At 37.1% G+C, this 251-nt stretch carries 1 protein-coding gene; it reads right to left on the reverse strand.

Going from position 1 to position 251, the window contains the following annotated elements; translation table 11 throughout:
- On the reverse strand, positions 1 to 251 hold a 251-nt coding region (locus AOA61_RS24570), incomplete at both ends, for a hypothetical protein (protein WP_143521250.1).

Below are 251 nucleotides of genomic sequence, written 5' to 3' on the forward strand. Positions count from 1 at the left end.
GTAGAACTTCTCTAGCAGGACCAATTTGAACTTTTTTGACCTGAGATTTAGAACGCTGTGTTTCCACATCAAAATATCGAATAGAATCTACTTCTGTATCAAAGAGTTCTATACGAAGTGGCATCTCTTCAGTAAGTGGATATATATCTATAATTCCCCCACGTAAACTAAATTGCCCTGGTGAGGCTACCATGTCCACTCGTTGAAAACCCATTGTAATAAATTGTTTTAAACATTGTGCAAGGTCGATA

The sequence above is a fragment of the Pseudomonas sp. 2995-1 genome, assembly GCF_002742505.1.
In the GTDB taxonomy this organism is placed as follows: domain Bacteria; phylum Pseudomonadota; class Gammaproteobacteria; order Pseudomonadales; family Pseudomonadaceae; genus Aquipseudomonas; species Aquipseudomonas sivasensis.